This is a genomic window from Methylobacterium sp. WL6 (assembly GCF_008040095.1).
Taxonomy (GTDB): domain Bacteria; phylum Pseudomonadota; class Alphaproteobacteria; order Rhizobiales; family Beijerinckiaceae; genus Methylobacterium.
The window spans coordinates 15,155-29,933 of record NZ_VRVH01000012.1 but is presented as its reverse complement, the minus strand read 5'-3'; the positions used below and the strand labels follow the sequence as shown (position 1 = coordinate 29,933).

At 62.3% G+C, this 14,779-nt stretch carries 16 protein-coding genes and 1 pseudogene; 8 read left to right on the top strand and 9 right to left on the bottom strand.

What is annotated here, in order from left to right:
- Positions 1-281: 281 nt before the first annotated feature.
- Positions 282-512 (bottom strand): helix-turn-helix transcriptional regulator, encoded by a 231-nt coding sequence (locus FV230_RS03440; RefSeq protein WP_147841265.1) that lies wholly within the window; start codon positions 510-512, stop codon positions 282-284.
- Between the two features lie 192 nt (positions 513-704).
- Here FV230_RS03440 and FV230_RS03435 point away from each other — a divergent pair, with 192 nt between their 5' ends.
- Complete coding sequence (locus tag FV230_RS03435; protein WP_147841264.1) at positions 705-1,826, top strand: hypothetical protein; 1,122 nt, start codon at positions 705-707, stop codon at positions 1,824-1,826.
- 88 nt (positions 1,827-1,914) lie between these two features.
- On the opposite strand, the gene FV230_RS03430 is transcribed toward FV230_RS03435, so the two are convergent.
- A complete protein-coding gene (locus FV230_RS03430; protein ID WP_147841263.1) occupies positions 1,915-2,907 on the bottom strand; it encodes a hypothetical protein in 993 nt (330 codons plus the stop codon).
- Positions 2,908-3,481: 574 nt separating this feature from the next.
- Positions 3,482-4,654 (bottom strand): site-specific integrase, encoded by a 1,173-nt coding sequence (locus tag FV230_RS03420; RefSeq protein WP_147841262.1) that lies wholly within the window; start codon positions 4,652-4,654, stop codon positions 3,482-3,484.
- 408 nt (positions 4,655-5,062) lie between these two features.
- Between FV230_RS03420 and FV230_RS03415 the strand changes: the two genes are divergently transcribed.
- Positions 5,063-5,842: a CDP-diacylglycerol diphosphatase gene (locus FV230_RS03415; protein WP_147841261.1), complete on the top strand. Its 780-nt coding sequence runs from the start codon at positions 5,063-5,065 to the stop codon at positions 5,840-5,842.
- A gap of 224 nt (positions 5,843-6,066) precedes the next feature.
- On the opposite strand, the gene FV230_RS03405 is transcribed toward FV230_RS03415, so the two are convergent.
- The 3 genes from FV230_RS03405 to FV230_RS03395 all read right to left on the bottom strand — a co-directional run bounded on the left by FV230_RS03405 (position 6,067) and on the right by FV230_RS03395 (position 8,041).
- Positions 6,067-6,294 carry a hypothetical protein gene (locus FV230_RS03405; RefSeq protein WP_147841259.1) on the bottom strand — a complete coding sequence of 76 codons (228 nt, stop codon included), beginning with the start codon at positions 6,292-6,294 and terminating at the stop codon, positions 6,067-6,069.
- A gap of 341 nt (positions 6,295-6,635) precedes the next feature.
- Entirely contained in the window at positions 6,636-6,893 is a 258-nt protein-coding gene (locus FV230_RS03400; RefSeq protein ID WP_147841258.1) for a hypothetical protein, read from the bottom strand.
- Positions 6,890-8,041, bottom strand: coding sequence for a helix-turn-helix domain-containing protein (locus tag FV230_RS03395; protein ID WP_147841257.1), 1,152 nt, complete (start codon positions 8,039-8,041; stop codon positions 6,890-6,892). Before FV230_RS03395 ends, FV230_RS03400 begins: the two co-directional genes overlap by 4 nt.
- A 281-nt stretch (positions 8,042-8,322) precedes the next feature.
- Between FV230_RS03395 and FV230_RS03390 the strand changes: the two genes are divergently transcribed.
- The 4 genes from FV230_RS03390 to FV230_RS29360 all read left to right on the top strand — a co-directional run bounded on the left by FV230_RS03390 (position 8,323) and on the right by FV230_RS29360 (position 10,272).
- Positions 8,323-9,033: a Crp/Fnr family transcriptional regulator gene (locus FV230_RS03390; RefSeq protein ID WP_147841256.1), complete on the top strand. Its 711-nt coding sequence runs from the start codon at positions 8,323-8,325 to the stop codon at positions 9,031-9,033.
- Positions 9,033-9,293, top strand: coding sequence for a hypothetical protein (locus FV230_RS03385; protein ID WP_147841255.1), 261 nt, complete (start codon positions 9,033-9,035; stop codon positions 9,291-9,293). The genes FV230_RS03390 and FV230_RS03385 overlap by 1 nt, the downstream gene beginning before the upstream one ends.
- A 378-nt stretch (positions 9,294-9,671) precedes the next feature.
- Positions 9,672-9,911: a hypothetical protein gene (locus FV230_RS03380; protein ID WP_147841254.1), complete on the top strand. Its 240-nt coding sequence runs from the start codon at positions 9,672-9,674 to the stop codon at positions 9,909-9,911.
- Between the two features lie 199 nt (positions 9,912-10,110).
- Positions 10,111-10,272, top strand: coding sequence for a hypothetical protein (locus tag FV230_RS29360; RefSeq protein WP_187275366.1), 162 nt, complete (start codon positions 10,111-10,113; stop codon positions 10,270-10,272).
- 1,681 nt (positions 10,273-11,953) lie between these two features.
- Here FV230_RS29360 and FV230_RS03370 read toward each other — a convergent pair.
- Positions 11,954-12,673, bottom strand: a complete 720-nt coding sequence (locus FV230_RS03370; protein WP_147841252.1) for a Crp/Fnr family transcriptional regulator — start codon at positions 12,671-12,673, stop codon at positions 11,954-11,956.
- A gap of 485 nt (positions 12,674-13,158) precedes the next feature.
- Here FV230_RS03370 and FV230_RS03365 point away from each other — a divergent pair, with 485 nt between their 5' ends.
- Positions 13,159-13,473, top strand: coding sequence for a hypothetical protein (locus tag FV230_RS03365; protein WP_246694713.1), 315 nt, complete (start codon positions 13,159-13,161; stop codon positions 13,471-13,473).
- 36 nt (positions 13,474-13,509) lie between these two features.
- Here the strand turns inward: FV230_RS03365 and FV230_RS03360 are convergent, their stop codons facing one another.
- Together FV230_RS03360 and FV230_RS03355 are read right to left on the bottom strand one after the other, a co-directional pair.
- A complete protein-coding gene (locus FV230_RS03360; RefSeq protein ID WP_246694712.1) occupies positions 13,510-13,899 on the bottom strand; it encodes a hypothetical protein in 390 nt (129 codons plus the stop codon).
- A gap of 136 nt (positions 13,900-14,035) precedes the next feature.
- Positions 14,036-14,449: pseudogene (locus FV230_RS03355) on the bottom strand (DUF4113 domain-containing protein); the annotation flags it as partial.
- On the opposite strand from FV230_RS03355, the gene FV230_RS29355 reads away from it, so the two are divergent.
- Positions 14,400-14,771, top strand: coding sequence for a hypothetical protein (locus FV230_RS29355; RefSeq protein WP_187275370.1), 372 nt, complete (start codon positions 14,400-14,402; stop codon positions 14,769-14,771). The pseudogene FV230_RS03355 and the gene FV230_RS29355 sit on opposite strands and share 50 nt — an antisense overlap.
- Positions 14,772-14,779: the final 8 nt, after the last annotated feature.

The following is a 14,779-nucleotide window of genomic DNA, read 5'->3' as shown; positions in this document are numbered from 1 at the left end:
CTGGCTGCCGAACCCCTACTAGGACGTTATCGTTCGAACTTTTTGAGCCCGATCGTGCATCGACCGGTGACGAGGGGAATGCATTCGTGGGCGCTTGCGGCGCCCGGCTTCAGCGCACGGTCGTACAACCTTCGGCGATGCTCCCTCAAATCGAAACTTGTTGGATCGAGCAAACCCTACGAACGTCATCCCATCGAACGACATCGTGCAATTAATTGCACACGTCATCGAAAGTGATGCCTTGCTTCATTGGCTCAAAAAGGCTCGTCAACCTCGTGTAGCTATCTGCCTGCCTTGTCGGGCTTCCGGCGCTGAACGAGTTGCTCGATGTCCATGTCGAGGACCGTCGCAATCCGGTCGAGGACGACGATGGTTGGATTGCGCTTCCCGCGCTCGACCCCGCTCAGGTAGGTCTGATGGACGGACGCTAGATGGGCAAGCTCCTCCTGCGACAGGCCACGCTGCCGCCGGGCGTTCTGCAAATTCAGGCCGACGCGGACCCGCACATCCATGAGGCCATGGACGGAACGCCCGCGCTTGCGGCCATAGACTATCAGTCATAAACGTACGGTCGGGTTGGGCGCCGTATGCCCTTGCCGGACATCTCGGCCGCGCGGAGCACGTCATCAGTGCCACCATCGTCACGGCATGCTGTTCCGACCCTGATCCAGGATGGTCTCCCCGTTCAGCCCCTCCAACGGATCGTGCTGGGACAGGACGCTGATAGCGGGACGAAGCGCGAGGCTTTCATCCAGGACCTGATCCATCGGCATCCCGAGATCATCCCCATCACGGAAATCGAGCCGGCGTTCTCGCCCCTGATCTCGGTGTGCCGAGAATTGCCGACCCCCGCAGGCTTTCTCGACAACCTCTGGCTGACCCCGAATGGTGGCATCGTCCTGGGGGAGGCCAAGCTGTTCCGAAACCCGGAGGCGCGACGCGAGGTGATCGCCCAGGCCCTCGACTACGCCAGGGCCATCGGCGGGTGGCACTACGCCGATCTTGAAGCCGCGGTGAGGAAGGCCACAGGCTGTCCCGATTGTTGTCTCTTTGATGTCGTCCGGGACAGCTCCGATCTGGACGAAGCGTCTTTTATCGACGCGGTCGAGCGGAGGTTGCGTCAGAGCCGGTTTCTCGTCCTGATCATCGGCGACGGCATCCAAGAAGGCGTCGAAGCCCTCACGAACCACCTCCAACTCCATGCGGGCCTGCACGTCGGCTTGGCGCTCGTCGACCTCTCGGTTTGGAAGGTCGGTGACGGGCTCCTTGTTGTCCCGCGCATTCCGCTTCGGACACTGCTGGTCGAACGCGGCATCGTGCTGTTCACGCCAGAGGCCGGCGTGCAGATCCAGGCTCCCGCCCGCATGGTCTCGGCGGCGAAGGGATCTCCTCCCAAGCCCTACACGGCGTCTGAGCCCGAGTTCTACGAGGTGCTGGAGCAGCGGCGGCCTGGGCTCGCGGCCCAACTTCACCCCTTCATGGATGGCTTATCCGAAATCGGGGTGATCCCCGAGTACCGGCGCTCGGTCGTTCTGCGATGGCAGGCCGGCCCCGACACGGTTGGCTCGCTGGGCTACATCGACACCGACGGCCGGGGCTCGTTCGGTGACGCCTGGAACACGGCCGTGAAGCTCGGACGAGCGGACGTCGGGGATCGCTACCTCGATCAACTCGCTTCCCTCGCATCGGGCTCGGTCCGTCGATCGGACAAATCCGTGCCGCGGGTTCTAGGCGCGGACGGCAAGACCGTGGATGTTGTTCAGCTTCTGCACCAACCCTTGGCATGGCACGAGGCAATCAGTCTGTTCGTTCGGTCCCTGGCTTAATCCGCGTGAGAAGCCAGCAACGACCTTAGTGCAATTAATTGCGCAAGACAGGAAGCGTTTCTGCGGTGTGAGCACTGAACGGTTCCCTTCAAGGCTTAAATTCGGTCAGCCGTGAGGCTCCCACGATCTTCGACCAGCCTTCCCATAGAGCTTCGGGGTTCCACCAGGATTGTGCATACAGCTTCAGGTGAGCTCGGTATTTCGCCCTCCGCTCTTTGGGTAGAAGGGCAAGGGCAGCAGCAAGCCCTCGGACCTGTACGCTGTCGCCGAAGATACGCCACTCCCAAAATTTCATGTCGGCGGCGGGAGGCGGAAGAGCGAACGTCATTACAAGGCCTGAGAAGGGATTTGCGAGCTCTGAGAGCTTCGAAAAACCATAAAATGTTGGGTTTTTGAGCCGGCGTTCAACGCGGATCTTCGTCTTTCCCGACCAGCCCTGCTTTTTGTTCAGGCGCTTAGCTTTGACATTGTAGATCGACGTCTGATCACCCTTCTTACCAAGGGTGATTGTCTGCACTTGGCCATTCACACCCCACACCGTGCTCGTGATGCCTTGCTTTGGCAGGCACAGAAAATTCTCGACCCGAACCCCGACAACATCGACGGCGATGTCGATGCGCGTGACATGCCCGTTGGTGACGACGTACTCCCAGCCGTCCGGCAGGATGCTATCCATCCAGGCTGCCAGTTCCGTTAGCCCTTCGCCCCCCAACTTCCTCGGATTAAACTCCAAACGGATCCGCTCAGCTTTCCCGGGTTCACTTCGTCGATATTGAATGAGTGGCCGAGCAGGAGTGCTCTTGATATTGATGAGACGTGCCGCGTGGTAGCCGTTGGTTGCCTGAGCGGACGCGAGCTGGAAATCAGCTTTGTCCAGGAATGCCGTCCATAGGGCCTTGTGTATGTTCTCGGCATCAGCGTCGTTGGCCGGCTTCACTACGATGCTGATCTTATCGATGAACGGAGGTGATACCGTTATGGTGGTGGCTGCCTCCCCTATCGGCTTTGCGGGTAGAAAGCTGCTTTCCGCCCCGGTTTGGTTCTTGTTAGAGGAGCCTTTGTGGACGATCTTTATGGGCATTCCGTCTCAGCGCCTCCTTGCACTCCGATACCGCGAAAGGGCGCTTCAAAGGATTGATGTAGTTTCGTGAGCTAGGAGCCACGCTTCTAGAGCACTCACGCGGTATCGGACCTGACGACCAACGAGGATCCGCGGGGGCCCCTCGCGTAGGAGATGCCACCGGTCGAGCGTACGTGGAGACACGCCAAGTAGCTCGGCGGCCGCGGTTCGGTCCACCAGTTCCGCGAACAGGTCTCGCCGCTGAGGGTTTGCTGTATGCGCCATAACGATCACCCCAAGATGCCAAATTAATTGGCCGTCGGGCTTGGCCACGGAGGACAGCCCGACGGAATACACCGTCGACGTCCTGCCCTCCTTGGCCGATCTGCGGGGATAGGATTGCTTCGAGCTTAGTTGCTCGATCTGCAGCCACCCGCTGGATCAATGACGCGGATCTGAAATGGGGGAGGGGACACGCGCTGTCAACAGGATGACCCAACTATTCTCAAGACCGCACAAATACGCACTCATGACTGTGCAATTAATTGCATAATACATGTGTATTGATATCTGAGCGCAGTTCCGATGAGGTTGTCTAGCGTGAGCCCTTGCGTTGCAATGCCATGATGCTGCTGCCGAGGCGCTCGACGGCAGCCCGCTGCGGATGATCGAACAAGTGCGCGTACCGCATGGTCGTCTGCGCTTGGGTGTGCCCCAACAGCGTTCCGATGAGCGGAAGGTTGGCCCCGTCCGACACAAGGGTCGACGCAAACGTGTGACGGAGATCGTGGAGGCGCACGCCATCGATCTCGGCGGCCCGACATAGCGATGCCCAAAATTTCTTGATGTCGGTGATGGCGGTCTCGCCGTCGCGCCCTGGGAAAACCGCCGAGGCGCCCGGCGCATTTCTCTTGCGCTTCTCCAGGAGTTCAATGGCGGAGCCTGACAGGGGAACTCGATGCAAACGCCGCTGCTTTGTGCTCGCCGACGGTTTCGTCCACACGCCTTCAATCAGATCGAATTGATCCCAGGTGGCCGACAGCACCTCCATCCGCCTCGCCCCGGTAAGGAGCAGGAGAAGCACCGCGTCGGCGGCCGTTCGGTTCGGATGGTCGACGAGGAGATCGAGCAGCCGTCGTAGTTCATCCTCGGACAGGTACCGTTGGCGCGCCTGCTCCGGGTTTCTCTGGACACCCTTAGCGGGATTGGTCGTGATCACCTCCCACCTGATCGCGAGAGTGAACAGCTTCGACAAAAGCGCGACGACACGGTTCGCGCGGTAGGGGGTCTCTTGAGATACGATTCGGTGCAGATCCTCGATGTCAGCGTACCGAACGCTGGCCGCCTTGAGGCTGCCGAGGCGAGGTAGAACGATCTTGCGGATGATCGCCATATCGTCCCGTCGCGAGGCGGGGCTTTTGCCGGGGAGATGACGGGTCTCGTAAAGGACGCACAACTCCCGAACGGTAAGAGCCGCTCGATCCTCGTGCCGTTTCGCCATCGGGTCGTCGCCGACGTCGATCCGACGCTTCAGTCCCTCGGCGTGCTTGCGAGCGGCAGCGGAGGACCATTCGGGATAGCGCCCGATGGTAAGGCGTCGCTCGATGCCGCCCGCCCGGTAGTTCAGTACGAAGGCCCGAGCACCCGCAGCGGTGACGCGCAGACCGAAGCCCTTCAACTCGGTGTCGTAGATGATGACGTAACTAGAGGCCGGTCGAGGGGCACCTTTCGCGAGGGTCTCCGTAATCCGTTTCGCAGTGCTCGCCATGTCCGTACCGTGTCCGCACTTGGAAAGGTATTTTGTGGCGATCGGTGGCTATCCCTGTCAGGAGATAGCCACAAGAAAAACCATGCCAGACAACGGTTTATGCACTAAGGGCTTGATGTACAAGGGATCCGCTGAGTTCGACAGCTACTTCCTTTTAATCTGTAGGTCTTGGGTTCGAACCCCAACGCGCTCACTAATTTCCTATATTTAACAGTGTTTTATAACCGCTTACAAATTCGGTGCTTCCTCGGCATAGGGCGGGGTTGCACCGGGGAAGCACGGTGCGGACCTAACGCGATTGAGCCGTGTGCGCCGTTTTTTTTGCGGCCGGTCGGTGGATCGTCCATGAGACGTTCGGTCGTGGCGACACGTCGCTCTAGCCGGGGCAGACGGATCGCAAAGGACACCATGCGCCGGATCGTGCCCCTCCCGATCCTCTTGACCACCCTGTCGGCGCCTGCGCGAGCCGCAGGAGATGCAAGCCGGGACGTGCTCTGGGCCGCCCTCAAGACGTGCGTCCTCGCCAAGTCGGTCGCCAACCGGACCTTCCCCTGCCTCGACGTAGATCTCGGCGACAAGGATCGCCCGGGGACGGCAGTGCTTCGCGCACCGGGCCAACCGACCCACGTCGTTGTCATGCCAACGGATACGGTCGTGGGACTGGAAGCGCTTGTGCTGCGGGGCGAAAGGGGGACCGCCTACTGGCGCGCCGCCCTCGCTGCCCGGCGATTCGTATCGGACCCGCCCAAGGGCCGCATACCAGTCGCGGAGGTCGGCCTGGCGGTGAACTGGGCGCAAGGCCGGAGCCAGGACCAGCTCCACATTCATCTCGACTGCATCAAGCCGCGGGTGCTGGCCGCTCTGCGGACGCACGGCCACGGCATCCGCGCCACTTGGGCACCGTTCGCGGTTCCACTCGCGGGCGACCGCTACGTCGCCATGCGGGTGACGGCTGCCGAGGCGGAGCGCTTCAACCCTTTCGCGGCACTCGTCCGCCTGCCGGGGCGTCAGAATCTGCGGCAGACCAGCCTCACGGCGGTCGCGACCCCGGCCGGCGATCCGGATCCCGGCTACTACGTGCTGGCCTACCGGGCGCCGCGGGCAAGCGCCGAGGACCTGATGGATCACACCTATTCAGCTGGCGGTAGACCAACGGCCAACGCGATCAGCGCACCTGATGCAGAATGAGGGAAAGCGGGACTGCCCAAGACCTAGCTTTTCTCGAACTCGCCCTAGAAAACGCCGAGCCGCGCCTTCAACTCACGGAGGCGCAGGATCAGCTCATTGAGATGGCGGTCGACGCCGGCGAGCTGCAAGTCCTTGTAGAGGGCTTGCAAGCCGAGCTAGCTGAGGCGCGGGAGGAGCGAGACGCATGGCGGGTCCGGTCGACGCGCCTCGCTTCGTAGGGCAGGTTAGCGCCCCTGCTGGGGCACCGGCTGCTGCGCCTGACGCGTGGCCTGCTCATTGGCGAGGTGGCGGCCGACGGCGCATCCGCCGATAGCTCCTAGGACGCCGTGGCCCGCGTAGTGCCCGGCGATCCCACCGAGGATGGCGCCCTTGATGCAGCCCCTCGCCTCCGCCCCCGTGCTCAGGGTGATTGCGGAGAGGCCCATAGCGGCGACAACGAACAAGCGCTTCATGACGACTGCACCCCTTCAGTGGGACACGGAGGACAGCTACCGGCCGCCCAGTGCAGATGTTGGGTGAGGAGACCTCCTACACAAGGCGGTCAACCTCAGCGGCATGTCAGGGTCGCCTTCGACCGTTATCTCGACGTTAGATTTCTAGACACGCAATCCCGACAGGAAGCAGCAACCCGGCAGCTGCCTCACGAAGCGCACTTCGCTCGTCCGAAAAACGGTCGGATCCCCGACATGTCGTTCAGGTTGCTATCGACACGTTGCAGAAGTTGGGAATGTCCGTTTGCAGCCTGCCTTGGTGAGGCTGGGCCTGGCCTGTCGACAGGGGGGCAAGGTCGGCGCTACGGAGCGCTTTCGCCAATGCCGGCAAGGCGGGCCTCGATCCAGGCCTGCGCCGCATCAAGGTCGGCAAAGATCGGCGGTCGATAATCATCGATGCGGCCGAAGCCAGCCTCCAGGAACCACTTGCCTGCGTCCTCGCCGTGCTGCTCGGACAGCTGCACCAGCACCGCGGCAAGGAACCCGTCGGCGAAGACGAGTCGGCTCTCCTGGTCGTCGCTTCCCGTGGCGACCTGCACAGCCTGGAGATGAAGGTTCATGCCGCAGCACGCTCTCCCAGATGCAGGTAGTTGGCCTTGAACTCGGCCAATGCCTTGAGGCGGGGAAGGTCGAGGATCGTCAGTCGGCGGCGTTGAAGTTTGATTAGCCCCTGCCGGCGGAGTTCCTGAAGTGTGCGGTTGAGGTGCACGCTCGACAGGCCGGTGGTGTCGGCGAGGGCCTCTTGCGTCAGTGGCAGGTCGTAGCTTTTGTCCTCGGCCAGGCCTACCGCCGCCAGCCGAACCTGAAGCTCGCAGAACAAGTGCGCGACCCGCTCCAGCGCCGAGCGGCAGCCGACGTTCACCAGCCACTCGCGCAGCGTCGCCTCGTCCACCAACGTGGTCATCCGCAGCGCGCGGGCGATCTGAGGATGGTTCTCCATCACCTCGGCAATCGTCTCCGGCGCGATGCGGACCACGCGGCAGGCCGAAAGCGTCGTGATCGAATGGTCCATCGTGTCGAGCAACGCTACGTCCAGGTCGCAGAGGTCGCCGGGCACCAGGTAGGCAGTGATCTGGCGGGCGCCGTTCGCTCGCACCTTGTGACGGCAGGCCATGCCTTCCAGGATCAGGAACACGCCCTTCGGTGCCTCGCCCTCCCGGACGAGATCGGCCCGCAACGGGACGGCCTGCGAGGGGACGCTGATCTGCTTCAGCACCGCCTTATCGGCCTCCGACAAGGACGCGAAGCCCTCCAGCTTGCGCACCAGCGGATTGCCCTTGTCTTCCGCAGCTTCGGCCGGCCAAGGCGGCGGGGGCGCTTGAGTGCTGAAGGATGCAGCACCGCACAGGGCCAACTCGTCCACCAGGGCGACCACATCCTCTGGTAAAGCCGGCTTGATCAGCCAGGGCGCGTTGCGGAAGCTGGTAGCTACGGGGTTGTCGCGGGAGACGCCGGTGTGGATCAGGAAGGGGATCTGGAGCTGATGCAGCTCGCGCGTCAGGGGAGTGCAGGGGCCGTCCCGCAGTTTTACGTCGAGGACGACCAAGGTCGGCTGCTCGCGCTCAAGGGTCTGCAGGGCGTCCGCCGTCGTCGCGCAGGGGCCGAGCACCCGGTAGCCTGCCGTCTCCAAAGCGTCGCTGAGGTCCATGGCAACGATCGCGTCAGGTTCCGCGAGCAGCACAGACGCCTGCTGACTCATCGGATCCATGCATAGCTCCCGTTCACGGCACTGCAGAGCCACTTGCCGATCGCGTGGGCCCCGCAACTGGTTTATAAACCTTGGGCCATAACACCGGATAGAGATGCGCAACCTTCGGTGTGATAGCCGACACTGCGCAATGCCGTGTTTCACATTTGTTTATGTCTGGTTCTTGACAGTTGACCTATCGGAACCCATTCGCTTACTTGGCGTGTCGCCTGCCGGTCATTCTGGGCGTAGGCGGTTAGGAGACAGCGCGTGCTCTTGCCCTCCCTGGGAGCGAGAGCGTGGTGTCCCGGCCTCAGCAATCCACCGTCCAAAACCGTCTGCTGAAGGCCCTGCCTGCCGACGATTTCGCGCGGCTCCAGCCGCACCTGAAGCTCGTCACCACTGAGCTGCGCCAGACGCTCATCACGCCCGATAAGCCGATCCAAACGCTGTTCTTCCCGGAGAGCGGTTTCGCCTCGATCGTCAGCGCGGGCTCCGGCAAGGTCGAGGTCGGGCTGATCGGTCGCGAGGGTCTCGTCGGGGGCGCGCCAGTGCTTATGGGCGTCGATCGGACGCCGCTTCATCACTTCGTCCAGAACGCGGGTGAAATGCTGGCGATCAACGCCGCGGATCTGGATCAGGCGATCGACGCGAGCCCGTTGCTGCGCAAGCTGTTGCTACACTACGCCCAAACTCTGATGCTGCAGACGGCGCAGACCGCCTTCGCCAACGCCGCCTACAACATCGACGTGCGCCTCGCCCGCTGGCTGCTGATGTGCCACGACCGGCTGGACGGCGATGACCTCGCACTCACACACGAGTTCCTGTCCACGATGCTGGGCGCGCAGCGCAGCAGCACGACCCTGGCGGTGCAGGCCCTGGAGGGGCACGGCCTGATCCGTGCGCGGCGAGGTCGCATCACGATCCTGAACCGCGCAGCCCTGGAGGCGGTTGTTGACGAGGGCTACGGCCTGCCCGAGCGTGAGTATGCGCGACTGATCGAGAGCAGTTGATGCCCCGGTTCTTCTTCAGCGTCCGGCACCGCGAAGGTCCATCAGGGCTGGCGATCGATGAAGAGGGCGATGAGCTGCCCGACGTGGCAGCTGCCCGCGACCACGCCCTGTCCGAGGCTCGCAAGATGATCGCGCGGGACAGGCTGACGATGATCCGCGACTGGATGGTGTGCTCGTTCGAGGTCACCGACGAAGCCGGCACCCACGTGCTCACGGTACCGTTCAGCGAGACCGTCCCGCTTGAGGATGGCCTGGACTGACCTTGCAGGGTTCTCGCGCGATGGCGGCCAAAACCGTGCTCTACATACTCATGCCCACGGCGAATGCGGTCCGCTCAGCGGCGAACGCCGGGAAGCTGATCACATTTCGCCTGAAGGCGCGTGACGAGATCCTGTGAAGCTTGGATCAAGAGACGGGTCGCCTCAAGAGTCGTGGCAAGCTCGGCTCGATGTGTTTTGGACCGATCAATAAGGGCGCGTGTCGTCCGCAACGCGTTGGCTTCCAGGGGGTGCATGGCTGGCCCTCTAAGTACCTGAGCACCATGGTACATTAGCGCATGACCGCTGCGTTCGTTTCTGACCTAGGTTAATGCGCGAGCGGTTTCGGGTAGCTTAGGTGCTCGGCGCCTGGAGGTGCCCGTGCCGCGTTACTTCTTCGACATCCAAGATGGCAGCTATACTCGAGACGATGTCGGCGTTGAGTGCACCGACCTGCAATCCGTTGCCATGGAGGCCAAGAAGCTGCTTCCGACCGTCGCGAGGGATGAAGTTCCAAAGGGCGGCGAGCACCGGGCCGTGACGGTTCTGGTGACCGATGAGGACGGTCGCGCCGTCTACTCGGCAGCGCTCACCTACACGGGGCTTTGGCTGCTGCGGTAGGGCGATGAGCATCCGAGCTGCCTCGATTTTTTGATAGCTCTGGCAATATCATTTGTTAAAAGAGCGCATTGTCGGCACGCTGATTGGGCGCCGATGACCGGGGGCCTGTGCTCTCGCCCATGAGGCAGAGCGCAACATGGCGGATGACGCAGCGGGGGCTAGCCCAGGCTATAGTGTCTCTTGGATCCCTAGCTACCGCGTGATCCTCTTCAACGCCCCTGGCCTTGGCTTCTCGATCTCGGAGGTCGATGCTGCATCCGACAATGAGGCTTTGCTGATGGCCCGCGCGATGGCGAACGGGCGAGCCTTCGAGCTTTGGGATGCCCTCGTCATGCTCGGGCGATACGACCCGCCCGGCTAGGCAGCCTTGCTACTCCATGCTGCGCTTTTGAGCCGACACAGCCGAGCTTTGTGGTAACGAGAGTTTGGCTTTCCCCCGAAGGTCAAACAAAGCCTAGCTTGGCGTGCCTCCACTCGGCGCGCCTTTTTATTGGCGTGCTCGTTGCCTAAGGCAGGCACAATGCGGCTCACCTACTATGTCCACGCTTCTCGATATGTGGAGCGGAAGGTTGTGCGGTGCTCGGCGGCTTGGATCGCGGTGGAACAACGAGATCGGCTCATGCGGCAGGGCTGGAGAGTGACCGTTCACGACGCGTCGATGAAGCCCGTAAGCCCCGAAGATTTAATCGAGCTGATGCTGGCTGAGGAGCGCGGCTCCAAGGGGGCCTAACTCTGTCCTTGGCCGGAGCGCCTTCCCGGTGGGCTTGAAACTGAGCCGGCCTCTTCGCCGTAGAGACCGGAAATGGCATCCGCGGAGAACCGCCTTTTGGCCAAGCCGCATTACATCATCCGACGTAGCCGGTCCGACCGGTTCAACTTTGCATTGATCACCGACGCCGGGCGCCTTACAGGATCCGTTTCCGTTCCACTTAAAGACCAAGCGAACGCTGAGATGGAGCGGGAAGCTCGCGATAAAATCCGTGCTCTCGCAGAAAGCTTCGTCGAGGCCACCAGCCTGACACTCAAGGCGGGGCCCGCGCTACACCATTCGGAGGCAGAGCCATCCCTGCCAACCCCCGCACCAACGCTTTTGGGTGAGGTTCCTGCATAATAACGACCGATGCCCAATGTGGATCATGGTCAGCCACGCTGTGATGTGTATTAAATGGGAGCGGTCGGATCGAGGAAGCCCTCTGGCATGGGTCAGTCCGCGAAAGTCGCTGCTTCAACCGCGAACACCCAGCAGTGGGCCACCTGAGTCTTTGCCCTCCGCAAAGTCTGAACCGGGCGTATGTGCGAACGGTATAATCGCTCGAGGCGTTATCTCACGCGAGCAGATGAGCTAGGCCCAACCGTCAGTTTCGTCCGTTCGATCATCGACACGACGACTGTGCGGAAGGCTTTTTGCCGATCGGAGCCGCTGTTGGTACCTGCTTCACTCGCAAGAACCAGTAGCAGTTCATCCATGGCCGCTGCTCTGGCCTGTAGCTCGGACTGGTTCATGGCGAACCGTAGAATAGCGTTCTGGGCCGCACCCAGATCCTCGCGTTGCGCCTTTTCGATCAGAGCCCGGAGGACGCACGTGCATTCGTGTATGCGCATGATTGTTCGTCCTGGGATCTGAGAAGCGCCCGCTACCGAGAAGCTCTGCCGGAAGCGATCGAAGCAGGCCTTAAGCCGGCGCGCCGGTTCCTGTTCCCCGCAGCACCGACCTTCACGCAATCACCCAGCACGAGGCTTCACGGCCACGGCGCAGGGAACTGGCCTCTACCGACCTGTCATCGCGTACTCTCTGTGCCGGGCTGCCTGTCGGCGTTCGCAACCGCCGCGCGGCGCGCAAGCGTCAGGAAACGGGTGCTGTAGCAGATCGAAAAGCCTTCTGCTCACCTCGATGAGGTGATCCATATCCTCATTCTGAGCAGCGTGTGGGATGAGCGGTCGCATCGTTGGTAAAAGTGGCGCCATCTCGGTAGCATGGTCGCCTGAGCACTCTGATCTTGCTACCCGAGAGACTGCTCGAGGGACGGCTGCACGGCTCAGGCTTAGGCCGTGCGAAGGTCCAGGTGAAGGTAGTTCGAGTCAAAGTCGCAGAGGGTCCTAACCCGCGATAAGTCTAAAATCTTCAAATGGCTGTGCCTGAATTCGATAAGACCTTGTTTGCGCAACTCTTGAAGTACGCGATTGACATGTACCGACGAGAGCCCAGCCACGTCGGCAAGTTCGAGCTGCGTCAGTCGCAGATCGTAGCCGCTCGCCGTGGCATGGCCCACAGCCTGCAAGCGAAGAAGCAGTTCGCAGAAAAGATGCGCTATCCTCTCTAACGACTGGCGCTTTCCCAGCCCCGTTAGCCACTCGCGCAGAATGCTCTCATCAACGAGCGTCGCCCACCAGAAGGCACGGGCAACGTTGGGTAACCTGGTCGTTATGTCGAGGATCGTCGCGCTACGGATTTCCGCGATCCGGCAAGGGGTGAGCGTACCAATGCTGTGGTCCCGTCGAGCTAGGATCGCTACCTGGAAATCGCAGAAGTCGCCTGGCAGCAGCAGCCCCAGGATCTGCCGCTTCCCGTTTGGCAGAAGCTTGTAGCGGAAGGCACGGCCTTCCATGACGAGGTGCACGGTCTCAGGACGATCACCTTCGTGGCTTAAAGCGCAATGAGCCTCGACCTGTCGCGTCACGGCGGACAACGCCATGAGCGTCGCTCTATCCGCATCTTCGAGGCCGCCCGCGTGCTCAAGCTTCATGATCAGCGGATTTGACATCGTCTCCTCCGCGCTGGAACTGATATCCACTTGTACATCAAAAGATATCTTATGTGAAATTTTTATATTTCTACGAAATTTTGCCGTTGAGGATTTGGTGGCTTTCGACAACGATTTTCGTCGCTTACGCCGTGGTTGTCGGCAGCTTGCTTGATGATCTCGACGGCTGGCTTGCGCAGCGCTGGTACGTAGACGGCAGGCGCCTGAAGAATAATCGCGGTCGCTAAGTGCCGTTGGATCGCGGTGATCCGAGCGCCGGCAAAGTCAGCTCGAACGTGCTGACCACGTTCCTGGAACCCGCTGCCAACGGATCAGCCGCTGACCCGGAGTAACGGGGGAGTACGAGGGGTTGGGTGTCAGCGACTGATCGAGAACGGCGCTACCTTCCCGGCACCTGCTGAACCAGCGTGCTGGTGACAGGACCGACACCTGATAGGGTCTCGAACGCTCAGGTCGAACGCTGCGCGCTCACAAGGAGTAACCCTTTGCTGAAGACCATGTTTCTGGCGCTAAGCCTGCTCATCGCAGGTTTATCTCTCGCACCTGCTCCGGCTTCCGCCGCACAGATTGGGGTCGCCGCCATCCCCGAGACGGCGCCTACGGTCGAGCCTGTTCAGTTCGGCTACGGCTACGGCCGCGGTGGTTATGGCCGTGGCGGTTACGGTCGGGGCTACCGTGGTGGCTACGGTTATGGTGGACGTGGCTACGGCGGACCGCGCTTCGGCCGGGGCTATGGCGGTTATGGCCGCGGCTACGGCGGGGGTCGCGGCTACGGCTACGGCCGTCGAAACTTCTACTGAGTGATCTAAGCGCTCCGCCGAAATGCGGAGCGCTCCTCATGCCCTCGTTTGCTGAGTACGGGTGTCGAGGATCTTCTGAAGGGCTGCATTGGTCGGTCGCTGTGTCTCATCGACCAGCACGAACAGGGCTTCGGCAGTAACCAAGGCATGAGGGGGTGGATTGCTGTGTGGCTGCCCCTGAACGTCGGCATATCCGACCGGCGCCCCGTAGTTCGCTTCGAGCACGGCCATGACAACATCGGACCAAGCCATCTCATTCAACATAACATCGAAGCGCAGACACTCGTCGCCTTCGCTGGAGAACAGGCGCTCGACGACCCATTCCGTACCGGGCGCAACGATGGCGCGAACGATCATCTCCGGGTAGCCGCGTAGCGGCCGGACAATGGCGGAAGCACCTGCCCGCTTCAGTCGATCCCGGTTCATGTCATCGACGCACTCGTCGACGATCCGAGCCGTGATCCCCCACCTGCGCCCTACGGGAGGCGATAGCGCCACAACCACAGGTACAGAAAAGGCCGCTCGACGAGTCGGCGCCCGCGTAAGTCACACAGGCGCTCCATCAGCCGGCCACCGCGATCGGCCGCTCGCCGACCTGCGTCGTGTAGCGCGGCGTGCGCATCTCGAACTTCGTGCTCCAGGACCGCCTCTCCACGAGGCCTGCGCGGGCGGGGACGACGCTGCCGCGGCCGAAGCGGGCGTTGCAGGCGTCGATCGCCGCCATCAGCGGCCCGGAGCGCGCGCGGTCGAGCTGCCCGATCAGGGCGCGCGGGCTGGCGTCGAGCCGCATCAGATCCGTGGTGACGATCCCGGCCTTGCTGAACCGCCAGGGCCGGACGCCGGGCTCGCGCCAGATCTTCGCGACGCCGAGCCGGGCCGCCCTGATCAGGGCCAGCGTGTCGTTCGTCGCCTCCGACAACGCCACCGTGGTCGATACCGAGCGCATCGGCGCGCCGCGGTCGTGCTCGCTGGTATGCCCGACCGGGCTGGGTCGGCGGGGGGGCGATGGGAAAGAAGACGACGTTCGTGGTCAGACCTTCGTGGTGAAGCGCAAGCGCTTGGTGCCCTGCGACCGCGAGGTGGTGCGGACCGAGAGCGGGGCGCTGAAGAAGGCGCAGGCCATGGCTGGCCGGATGCCCAGCACTGCGGCGCCGAAAGTGGTAGCTTGCGACTGTCACGATGGTGTGCCGGGCGGCGCTGCGCGATCCCGTTCTGCTGTCGGCGCACTACCGCTCGCGGAAGCCGGGCTGGCCGCGCCGGATCAACGAGCCGAGCGCGGCGTGAGGCGGCGCTCCTGATCGCTGAG

Bases quoted from the DNA above. Each gene is read 5' to 3' on its own strand.
- FV230_RS03440 (WP_147841265.1), bottom strand. From the start codon at position 512: ATGGATGTGCGGGTCCGCGTCGGCCTGAATTTGCAGAACGCCCGGCGG.
- FV230_RS03430 (WP_147841263.1), bottom strand. From the start codon at position 2,907: ATGCCCATAAAGATCGTCCACAAAGGCTCCTCTAACAAGAACCAAACC.
- FV230_RS03420 (WP_147841262.1), bottom strand. From the start codon at position 4,654: ATGGCGAGCACTGCGAAACGGATTACGGAGACCCTCGCGAAAGGTGCC.
- FV230_RS03415 (WP_147841261.1), top strand. From the start codon at position 5,063: ATGCGCCGGATCGTGCCCCTCCCGATCCTCTTGACCACCCTGTCGGCG.
- FV230_RS03405 (WP_147841259.1), bottom strand. From the start codon at position 6,294: ATGAAGCGCTTGTTCGTTGTCGCCGCTATGGGCCTCTCCGCAATCACC.
- FV230_RS03400 (WP_147841258.1), bottom strand. From the start codon at position 6,893: ATGAACCTTCATCTCCAGGCTGTGCAGGTCGCCACGGGAAGCGACGAC.
- FV230_RS03395 (WP_147841257.1), bottom strand. From the start codon at position 8,041: ATGGATCCGATGAGTCAGCAGGCGTCTGTGCTGCTCGCGGAACCTGAC.
- FV230_RS03385 (WP_147841255.1), top strand. From the start codon at position 9,033: ATGCCCCGGTTCTTCTTCAGCGTCCGGCACCGCGAAGGTCCATCAGGG.
- FV230_RS03370 (WP_147841252.1), bottom strand. From the start codon at position 12,673: ATGTCAAATCCGCTGATCATGAAGCTTGAGCACGCGGGCGGCCTCGAA.
- FV230_RS03360 (WP_246694712.1), bottom strand. From the start codon at position 13,899: ATGAACCGGGATCGACTGAAGCGGGCAGGTGCTTCCGCCATTGTCCGG.